Below are 9,728 nucleotides of genomic sequence, written 5' to 3'. Positions count from 1 at the left end.
CCGATGAGCTCTCCAATCTTCGGCCTCACGAAGCGGTCGGCGTCCCGGGCCGCCGTGCTCCTGCTGCTGGCCCTGGTATCGCTCGCCCTGGGCGTGGAGGGCAGCCAGCCCGTCCACTCCCATGAAGACGGTGCACTCGGTTTCTACAATGCCGAGTGTCCGCTGGCCGTCCTCGCCGCCGTCCATACGGCCGGCGCTCTGCCCGCCGCGCCCGCGTCGGCCGGGATCGTCCTCATCGGCTTCGGCACGATTCTCGCCGGGTCAAGCAGCATCGCCACTGCGCTTCCGAGCTCCGCGTCTCCTCGCGCTCCGCCCCTCGCCTAACTCGCTTCTGCTGATCCCGTAATCGTCGGCCCGTACGCGGAGTCTCTCCGCTCACGGCCGCTCATTCTCGTCACTCGTGGAGGAAACGTCATGCGTCTACTCATTGCCGTCGCTCTCGTGGTGGGCTTGCTCGCACCGGCCGTGCCCATCCACGCGCAAGACACAGAGGCGATCCGCCGAGAGATGGAGCAGATGCGCAAGCAGTTCGAGGCCATGCAGGAGCAGTATCGCAAGACCATGGAGACCATGGCCGATCGCCTCCAGCGGCTCGAGTCCCAGGGCCAGCCGACAGCGACCACGCCGGTCGCTGCCCCGCCGGCCGGGTCGGGGCCGGTGACGGCCCAGCTGCCGCCCCAGACGCAACCGCCCGGAGGCAGTCCGCCCTCGCCCATGGATCTCGTCCGCCCGCGCCAGCCCTTCGCGCTTTACGAGCGGCGCGGCGCGGGACAGCTCCTCTTCGACATGGGCGTGGCCGGCGACTTCGTCGGCAACCTGACCCAGAGCAATGTCGAGAAGAACCAGGGGGGCAGCTTCTCGGGACTCGAGAATCTCTTCTTCCCACGTGAGGTCGAGCTTTCCGCCTTTGGTCAGATCGATCCGTATGCTCGTGGCGTCGTGATCGTGGAGAGCGGCTTGGGGTCGCGGGGCGGCGAGCTCAACGTGGCTCTCGCGGAGGCGCACCTGACTTTGATGACCCTGCCCTTCGGCACCCAGCTCAAGATGGGGCGCGTCCGCAATCGCTTCGGCCTCTTGAACGAGCTTCACGCGCACGACCGACCCTTCATCGACGATCCCAACGTGCTCGTGCAGTTCTTCGGCCCCGAGGGGCTGCGCGACAACGGGTTCGAGGCGACGTGGGTTCCGCCCTTGCCCTTCTATCTGCAGGTCCTCGGCGGCGTCTTCAATGGCGAGAACCAGGTCGCCTTCGGCCGGAACACGCTCCGGCACCCGCTCGCCACCGGTCGCATCCGCACCTTCTTCGACCTCGGCGACTTCGGGGCCATCCAGCTCGGCTCGTCCATCGCCAACGGCGACACGCCGGAGCAGAAGCCGAACACCATCATCGGCTTCGACATGAAGTACAAGTACACGCCGCCGGGCTGGCAGCGCGCGCTCTTCACCGCCTACGGCGAGTACCTCATCTCCCTTCGCGATGTCGTGGTCAACGACTCCTCGGCAGAGGCCGTGGTCGACCAGACGCGGCACCGCAACCGGCAGGGCTTCTACATCGGGGCCGACGTGCGGCCCTTCGCCCACGGCGAGCTCTCCAAGTGGCTCCTGGGCTTCCGCTACGACTGGACCCAGTACCCGGTCAATCCCGGGCAGGAGTGGGCGGTCGGGCCCTTCATCGCGTACTATCCCTCCGAATTCCTGCGCTTTCGCCTGGGCTACAAACACACGGAGCGCAGCCACTGCTGCGGCTACTTGAACTTCGCGGACAATGGCGGCAGCGCTCGGAAGGTGGACGAGCTCTTCTTGCAGGCCACGTTCATCTTGGGCGCCCACCCGGCGCATCCGTTCTGATAGCGAGGAATCACATGACCATGCGACGACTCCTGACCCTGGCCTCTCTGCTGGCAACCGCCGCACTGTTGCTCGGCGTATCGTCGGCTCACGCGCAAAAGCTGCGCATCGTCACCAGCACCACCGACCTGAAAGCGCTCACCGAGATCGTCACCGGAGACCTGGCCGAGGTGGACGCGATGGCGCGCGGGAACCAGAATCCGCACGACCTCGAGGTGCGTCCGAGCCTCATGGTGAAAGTCCGGAGGGCGGATGCCATGATCGTCAATGGCCTCGAGCTCGACGACTGGGCCGACGTGGTCGTCCGGGGCGCCAACAATGCGAACGTGACCCCCGGCGCGCCCGGTCGTATCGACGCCTCGCAGGGCATCCTCGTCCTCGAGGTGCCCAAGACGCGCGTGGACCGGTCCATGGGCGACGTCCATCCGCTCGGCAATCCTCACTACAGCCTCGACCCGGGGATGGCGCCGCAGGTCACCGCCAATATCCTCGAGGGGCTGGCCCGGATCGCCCCCAAGCACCGTGCGGCCTTCGAGCGCGACCGACAACAGTTCCTCGCCCGTCTCCAGGAAGCCATGGCGCGCTGGACCCGGATGCTCGAGCCATACAAGGGTGCGCCGGTGGTAGCCAACCATGCCTTCTACACCTACCTCCTCACGCGCTTCGGGCTCGTCCAGGTCGGGACGATCGAGGAGCGGCCCGGGATACCCGCGACGGCGAACCATCTCGTCAAGCTCATCAATCTGATCAAGGAGGATCGCGTGAAGCTGATCGTCACGGAGCCGTGGAGCGACCTCAAGCTGATCCAGCGGGTGGCGCAGGAATCGGGAGCGCAGGTCGCCACGCTGGCTGCCACGGTCGGGGCCGTGAAGGGAACGGACACCTTCATCGAGGCCGTCGATTTCAACGTCAGGACGCTCGCCCAGATGCTCAAATAGGCTGCATGGCCCACGACCTTCTCGTCTTGATGTGGGTGCCGTTCTTGATGTGCCTGGTGCTTACGGGCATCCACGCGTATCTCGGGCTCCACGTCATCGCGCGGGAGGTCGTCTTCGTGGACATCGCCCTCGCGCAGATCGCGGCGCTGGGGGCGGCGGCGGCGCTCCTCTGGGGCCACGACCTCGACTCGTGGGAGTCCTACGTGTTGGGCTTGAGCTTCACGATCCTGGGCGCCCTCGTTTTCGCTCTCACGCGGAGCCGGGAGCGCCGCGTCTCCCAGGAGGCAATTATCGGGGTTGTCTACGCCGTCTCGGCGGCGGCGGCCATCCTCGTCGCGGATCGCACACCCCATGGCGCCGAGCACCTTCGTGGCATGCTGGTCGGCAGCATCCTCGCCGTCAGAGGGAGCGAGGTCATCAAGGTCGCGTGTCTCTACAGCCTGATCGGTCTTTTCCACTTGCTCTGCCGGCGGCCGTTCTTCCTGATCTCGGAGTTTCCCGACCGAGCGTACGCCGAGGGCCTGCCCGTTCGCGGGTGGGATTTTCTCTTCTATGCGTCGTTCGGGGTCGTCGTGACAAGCTCCGTGCGCATCGCCGGCGTCCTCCTCGTCTTCTCGTACCTGATCGTCCCGACGCTTGCGGCTAATCTCATCGGAGGGTCTGTGGCAAGGCGGCTCGCCATCGCCTGGGGCTTCGGGACTCTGGTGAGCGTGATCGCCATGGGCGCCTCGGCCATTCTCGACCTTCCGACGGGGGCGACGGTCGTCTGTGCCTTCGGGCTCATCCTGCTCATCCTGGCCGCGGTCACACGCGCAAGGGGCGGCATGGTTCGCGCGTGAAGCGGATCCAATCCTCGCTGCCCCTGCTCGCGATCCTCGCGCTTGCGGGCTGTCAGCAGTCCCCCATTCCCGACGCCAAGCCGCTCGTCATCGCGAGCTTCTACCCGATGTACGACTTCGCGCATCAGGTGGCGGGCGATCGCGCGGAGGTCGTCTCGCTCGTGCCGCCCGGGGTGCACGGTCACGACTGGGAGCCGTCGCCGCAGGACGTGGCGCGTCTCCGGCGGGCGCGCGTCTTCGTGTACAACGGCGCGGGCTTCGAGCCCTGGGCCGAGAAGATGATCGCGGAAGCCGCGGGGCCTTCCATGGTCGTGGTCGCCGCGAGCGCCGGTCTGGCGAGAGCGGCCGGGGCGGGCGGCGCCGAGGTCGATCCGCATGTGTGGCTCGATCCCGTCCTCGCGCAGGGCGAGGTGGAAGCGATCCGTGGGGCCCTCGAGCGGGGCGATCCGGCCGGCAAGGCCGTCTACGATGCCAACGCCCGGGCCTTTCAGGCGAAGCTGGCCGCGCTCCACGAGCGTTTCCAGGCGGGGCTACGCGAGTGCGCGCGGCGCGAAGTGGTCGTGACGCACACGGCGTTCAGCTATCTCACCCGACGCTATCGGCTCGAACAGGTGGCGGTGATGGGGCTGGCCCCGGAATCGGAACCGAGTCCGGCCGCTCTCGCGCACATCGTGCGCATTGCGCGCCAGCGGAAAGTCACCGCCATCTTCGTCGAGCCCCTGGTCAACCCGCGCCTCGGCGATACCCTGGCTCGCGAATTGGGGGCCAAGATCCTGTCGCTCAATCCCATCGAGGGCGTGACGGCTCAGGAGGCCGCGGCCGGCAAGGGCTATACGGACCTCATGGCCCAGAACCTCCAGAGCCTCCGAGCCGGCCTCGGGTGCACGTAGCGGGACGGCCGTCCCCTCGGGAGCTTCGAGTACAATCTGAAGCCATGGACGACCTCGCGGCACGTCGCTGGCTCATGCTCTCGATCGGAGGCGGAGCCCTCTTCCTGGCTCTCGCGGTGCTCGTCTTCAGTGTCGGCCTCCTGCCCGGCGACACGGCCCTCTACAATGAGATCCTCTCCCGCATAACCCCGGCCGTCCGCGAGTTCTTCTCCTGGGCCAATATCTTCGGCAACTGGAAGGGCCTGGTCCCCGCGACGGTCCTCCTCTTCGTCGTATCGCCTCACGCTCGGCGGCGATGGTGGCTCATCGCCCTCATTCTGATCGGCGCGCCCGTACTCGAGCACGCGGCCAAGGTGCTGGTTGGCCGCACCCGCCCGCGAGGCCGCGCCATGGGCTTTCCGAGCGGCCATGCCACCGGCGCGGCGGCTTTCGCCGTTCTGGCCATCTATTTCGCGGTGAAGGAGCGGTGGGGACGCATGCAGCGGTTCGCGGTCACCATTGCCGTCCTCTGCGTGATGGTCCTGGTCGGGATCGCGCGCATGGTGCTGCATGCCCACTGGCCTTCGGACGTCCTGGGCGGCTTCCTCCTGGGAGGCTCGTGCGCCGCGGCCGGCGCCTGGTGGGACGCGAGCCGGAGCCAGACCTGATGCGCCCCTTCGTCGAGCTCGAGGGCGTGGCCGTCGACTACGGTCCGGTGCGTGTCCTCGACGGCATCAACCTCACCGTGGAGCCCGGCGACTTTCTCGGCATCATCGGGCCGAACGGCTCGGGCAAGACCACCCTCCTGCGGGTGATGCTGGGCCTCCTCCCACCGACGGAGGGCGAGGTCAGGCTCTTCGCCAAGCCTCCGGCGGCTTTTCGCGAGTGGGGCCGGCTCGGCTACGTGCCGCAGAAGGCCACCCTCGACCCTTCCCTGCCCGTCACCGTCGAGGAGGTGGTGGCGAGCGGGCTCGTCTCGGTCCTCGGGCTCTTCCAGCGGACCGGGAGGGCCGAGCGGAGCCGCATCAAGGAGGTGCTGGCCCGCGTCGGCATGGAGGCGCACGCGCGCGCGCGGATCGGCGCGCTGTCCACGGGGCAGCAGCAGCGCGTGCTCATCGCGCGCGCCCTCGTCTCCGACCCCGAGCTGCTCATCCTGGATGAGCCGACGGGCGGCGTGGATCCCGAGGCGCAGACCTCCTTCTATGCACTTCTCCACCACCTGAATCGCGAGCGCGAGGTCACCCTCATCCTGGTCAGCCACGACATCGGCGTGGTGGCCAAGGAAGTGACCAAGCTCGCCTGCCTCAACCGGCGGTTGATCTTCCACGGCCGTCCGGGCGACTTCCTGAGCGACGCCGCGCTGACGGCCTTGTATGGGCCGTCGGTGCGCGTGGTGAGCCACGACCACTAGGCATGCCGGAATTCCTGCAGTTCGGCTTCATGCAGCGGGCTTTCGCGGCCGGCGCCATCACGGCGGTCATCTGTCCGTTGATCGGGATCTTCCTCGTGCCGCGACGGCTCTCGCTCATCGCCGATACCCTGGCCCACGTCGCGCTGGCCGGCGTGGCGGTCGGGCTTCTCCTCGGCGCCTCGCCGATCCTGGGCGCCCTCGTGGTCACGGTGGGTGGCGCGCTCGGCATGGAGCGGCTCCGCGCCCGCGGCGCCCTCCAGGGTGACGCCGCGCTGGCCGTCTTCCTCTCGGGCGGTTTTGCCGTGGCCGTGGTGCTGATCAGCCTCGCCCAGGGCTTCAATGCCGATCTCTTCGCCATCCTGTTCGGAAGCATCCTGACCGTGAGCCCGATGGACGTCTGGCTCATCCTGACCCTCGGCGCGGTGGTGGTGACGACCATCGCGCTGTCGTACCGGCGGCTCTTCGCCATCACCCTCAACGAGGATCTGGCCAGGACGAGTGGGGTCCAGGTGACCGCGCTCAATTTCACTCTCACGGTGCTCACGGCGCTGACCACGGTGGTGGCCATGCGCATGGTCGGGGTGCTCCTCGTGAGCGCCATGATCGTCATCCCGACCCTGACGGGCTTCGCGATCGGCACGAGCTTTCGCCGCGCCACCGTCGTGGCGATCGTGATGGCTCTGGCCTCCGTGGTCATCGGTCTCATCGCCGCCTACTACCTCCGGCTGGCCGCGGGCGGGGCGATCGTGCTGACGGCGCTCCTCATCTTCGCCATGGCCACGGCGCTCCGCCGCGTACCGGGGATCCGGCCTTCCAGGGAGCTTCGCTCATGACACGTGTGCGCCTGGCCCTGATCGGCGCGGTCGTCCTCCTCATCGTCGCGGGTGCCTCGGCGCAGGACGGCGAGTGCAAGCGCTGGCGAGCGGCCTTCGCGGCGATGCCGATCCGCATGGTGACCGTGCAGATGGAGACCAAGAGCATGGCCCTCCGGGTCAAGGTGGCGGAGACGGCCGAGCAGACCGCGGCCGGCTTCCAGTGCGCGACGCCGGAAGAGATCCAGAAATCGCTCATCCTGTTCGACTTCGGGCGCGAGATCTACACGCAGTTCCACATGAACAATGTCCGCGCCGCCCTCGATATCGCGTTCCTCAAGGAGGACGGCAAGATCTTCGCCATCCTCCGCATGGACCCGAGCCCCACGGCGCTCTATGGCCCCCTGGGCAACTTCCGCTACGCGCTGGAGGCCCGCGCCGGCTTCTACGAGAGCCAGGGCATCCGTCAGGGCGAGGCGCGGCTCCTGACCTCGGTGTCCAAGTAGGCCGTGAACCAGCGCCACACGCACTCCTCGCGGCACAAGCACCGGCTCTGGGCCGTGTTCGCGCTTTCCACGACTTTCATGGTCATCCAGGTGGCGGCGGGCTGGTGGACGGGCTCGCTCGCTCTCCTGGCCGACGCGGCGCATCTCTTCGTGGATGCGGCGGGCGTGGGGCTCTCGCTCCTGGCCGTCTGGTTCGCCGAGCGGCCGGCCACGCCGGAAAAGACCTACGGCTACTACCGCGTCGAGATCCTGGCCGCCCTGCTCAACGGCGTGATCCTCTGCGTGGTCGCCCTCGTCATTCTGTTCGAAGCGTGGGAGCGCATGCGGAGGCCCCAGGAGGTGCTGGCGGGGCCCGTGCTCATCGTGGCGGTGGCGGCTCTGGGCGTGAATCTCCTCGCCGCGTGGCTCCTGCATGCCGGCGCGGGAGAGAGCCTCAACGTCCGCAGCGCCTATCTCGAGGTGCTGGGCGATGCCCTGTCCTCGGCGGCCGTCATCGCCGCCGCGGGCGTCATCCTGCTCACGGGCTGGACGACGGCGGACGCCCTGGCCAGCGCGGCCATCGGCCTGCTCATTCTTCCTCGCACGGTGACCCTGCTGAGGCAGGCCGTCAACGTGCTTCTGGAAGGCGTCCCGCCCCACCTCGATCTGGGGCAGATCGAGACCGCGTTACTCGCCGCGACGGGCGTCCGCCGCGTGCACGATCTTCATGTGTGGACGCTGACTTCGGGGCGTGAGGCCATGAGCGCTCATGTGGTGGTCGAGCCCGGGACACCGGCCGACAAGATCCTCGAGGAGCTTCACGTCATCCTGCACGCGCGCTTCGGCATCGACCACACCACGCTCCAGATCGAGACCGAGTCGCCTTCGCTCCTGCAGATCTCTCCGCGCTCTTAGACTCCTCGCCCGCGCGGTCAGCATGAAAGTCCATTTACAGGAGGGAACCCGCCGTGAAGTGTAAGGGAGGGCGACTACCAGGAAACACCTACCCGGTCATTCTTGCCTTCTCTCTAGCGTGAGTTGACACGAGCCACTTTTATCTGTCGTCTGCCCAACATAGTCGTTGCCTCCCTCCCGCGTGCGCGGGATACTCCACGAATGCGGAGGCAAGAGCGATGGGCTCCACCGTTGACGAACTCGTTCGACCGATCGTCAGTGCCATCCTTTTCAGCGCCCCCTGGACTCACACGTTCCTTTGTTACCTGTGTCTGCTGAGCCTGACCCTGAAACACCTTGGCCCGACCTATAAGGAGTACGAGGTGCGTCGCGCGATGGATGGACTTTTCAAGAACCCCGGAGCCTTGATGCACCTGCAGTCATTCCGATGCGCGAAGTGTCAGTACACGATGGAGTGCCTCGGCTTAAAGTGATCCGCCGATGGATGGAAGAGTTCCGGCGACCATGAGCGCGCAAATCCTCCTGTGAAGGGCTTGTTCGCCGCCTCCAATGCGTTGAGCGGTGCCTTTCTCACTTTCCCTCCGACCCGCGCGGGTCCACGGAGTCGGGGAGATACATCGCTTACTGGATCACTTCGTACGCCCGCTGCAGCAAGGACTGCGGGATCGTCAAGCCGAGCGCCTTGGCGGTCTTGAGGTTGATGACCAAGTCAAACTTGGTGGGTTGCTCGATAGGGAGGTCGGCAGGCTTCGCGCCCTTCAAGATCTTGTCGACGAGATACGCTGCGCGCCGAAACCGGTCAGCATCGTTTGCACCGTAGAACATGAGGCCACCGGCCTCCGCGAAGTCAATCAGCCCATACACCGACGGCAGGTGACGGCGTGTCGCGAGGTCAGCAATACGTGTTCGCTGATCAACGAACATCGCGTCCACGAGAACAACAACCGCGCCGGCCCCCTTTTCGGTCATCGCGGCAAAGGCGCTGTCAATCTCATTGGCACCGCGCGCCTGCAGAGGTTGAAGCTGCAGTCTCAAGGTCCGAGCCGCGTCCTGCGCGTGGCGTAGCTGGACTGTAGTGCCGGCATTGGCAGGGTTCCCGAGCACGGCCACTCGGGTGACCTTGGGAACCACCTCCTTGAGGATCTCTAACTGCTTCCCAACCAGCTCTGGCGCCATCAGAGACAACCCGGTAATGTTTCCTCCGGGCCGGGCGAGGCTAGCGACGAAGCCGGTCGCCACCGGATCAATGACGCCTCCCATGACAATGGGAATCGTCGCGGTCGCTTCTTTTGCGGCCTGGATCGCCGGTGGGGCATAGGTGACGATGACGTCCACCTTCAGACGGACCAGCTCGGCCGCGAGGCCGGGAAGCCGCTCGTACTTTCCCTCCGCCCATCGGGACTCAATGGAGAGGTTCTGACCTTCCACATAACCCAGCTCGCGCAGGCCTTCCTGGAGAGCTCCGAGCCGAAGCGGATTTCGCGAGTCAGAAGGAGAGCTCGGTGACAGAAAGCCTATTCGGAGAATCTTCCCCGCCTGCTGCCCCTCGGCGGCGAGCGGCGCGGCGAGAAGGCCGCCTGCCATCACCGCCATGAATATTCTGCGCTCCAT

At 66.7% G+C, this 9,728-nt stretch carries 11 protein-coding genes; 10 read left to right on the top strand and 1 reads right to left on the bottom strand.

The genetic code is table 11. The annotated features are described in order from the left end of the window. From VGT00_09015 to VGT00_08970, 10 genes are all read left to right on the top strand, one after another. On the top strand, positions 1-324 hold a 324-nt coding region (locus VGT00_09015; GenBank protein ID HEV8531543.1), incomplete at its 5' end, for a hypothetical protein. 90 nt (positions 325-414) lie between these two features. Next, the gene (locus VGT00_09010) at positions 415-1,848 is read left to right on the top strand and encodes a hypothetical protein (GenBank protein HEV8531542.1); all 1,434 of its coding nucleotides are present in this window, start codon (positions 415-417) and stop codon (positions 1,846-1,848) included. Between the two features lie 14 nt (positions 1,849-1,862). Beyond that, complete coding sequence (locus VGT00_09005; GenBank protein ID HEV8531541.1) at positions 1,863-2,786, top strand: metal ABC transporter substrate-binding protein; 924 nt, start codon at positions 1,863-1,865, stop codon at positions 2,784-2,786. A 5-nt stretch (positions 2,787-2,791) separates the two neighbouring features. Then, positions 2,792-3,625, top strand: a complete 834-nt coding sequence (locus tag VGT00_09000) for an iron chelate uptake ABC transporter family permease subunit (protein HEV8531540.1) — start codon at positions 2,792-2,794, stop codon at positions 3,623-3,625. After that, entirely contained in the window at positions 3,622-4,515 is an 894-nt protein-coding gene (locus VGT00_08995; GenBank protein ID HEV8531539.1) for a zinc ABC transporter substrate-binding protein, read from the top strand. Before VGT00_09000 ends, VGT00_08995 begins: the two co-directional genes overlap by 4 nt. A gap of 44 nt (positions 4,516-4,559) precedes the next feature. Beyond that, complete coding sequence (locus tag VGT00_08990; GenBank protein ID HEV8531538.1) at positions 4,560-5,162, top strand: phosphatase PAP2 family protein; 603 nt, start codon at positions 4,560-4,562, stop codon at positions 5,160-5,162. After that, a complete protein-coding gene (locus tag VGT00_08985; GenBank protein HEV8531537.1) occupies positions 5,162-5,905 on the top strand; it encodes a metal ABC transporter ATP-binding protein in 744 nt (247 codons plus the stop codon). Before VGT00_08990 ends, VGT00_08985 begins: the two co-directional genes overlap by 1 nt. A gap of 2 nt (positions 5,906-5,907) precedes the next feature. Further along, on the top strand, positions 5,908-6,738 hold the full coding sequence (locus VGT00_08980) for a metal ABC transporter permease (protein ID HEV8531536.1): 831 nt from the start codon (positions 5,908-5,910) through the stop codon (positions 6,736-6,738). Then, entirely contained in the window at positions 6,735-7,223 is a 489-nt protein-coding gene (locus tag VGT00_08975; GenBank protein ID HEV8531535.1) for a DUF192 domain-containing protein, read from the top strand. The genes VGT00_08980 and VGT00_08975 overlap by 4 nt, the downstream gene beginning before the upstream one ends. 3 nt (positions 7,224-7,226) lie before the next feature. Then, positions 7,227-8,117, top strand: coding sequence for a cation diffusion facilitator family transporter (locus tag VGT00_08970; protein HEV8531534.1), 891 nt, complete (start codon positions 7,227-7,229; stop codon positions 8,115-8,117). 621 nt (positions 8,118-8,738) lie between these two features. Here the strand turns inward: VGT00_08970 and VGT00_08965 are convergent. After that, complete coding sequence (locus VGT00_08965) at positions 8,739-9,728, bottom strand: ABC transporter substrate-binding protein (GenBank protein HEV8531533.1); 990 nt, start codon at positions 9,726-9,728, stop codon at positions 8,739-8,741.

Source organism: Candidatus Methylomirabilota bacterium, assembly GCA_036002485.1.
Classification (GTDB): Bacteria; Methylomirabilota; Methylomirabilia; order Rokubacteriales; family CSP1-6; genus AR37.
The sequence above is the reverse complement of the archived record's forward strand: the minus strand, read 5'-3'. Positions and strand labels throughout refer to the sequence as shown.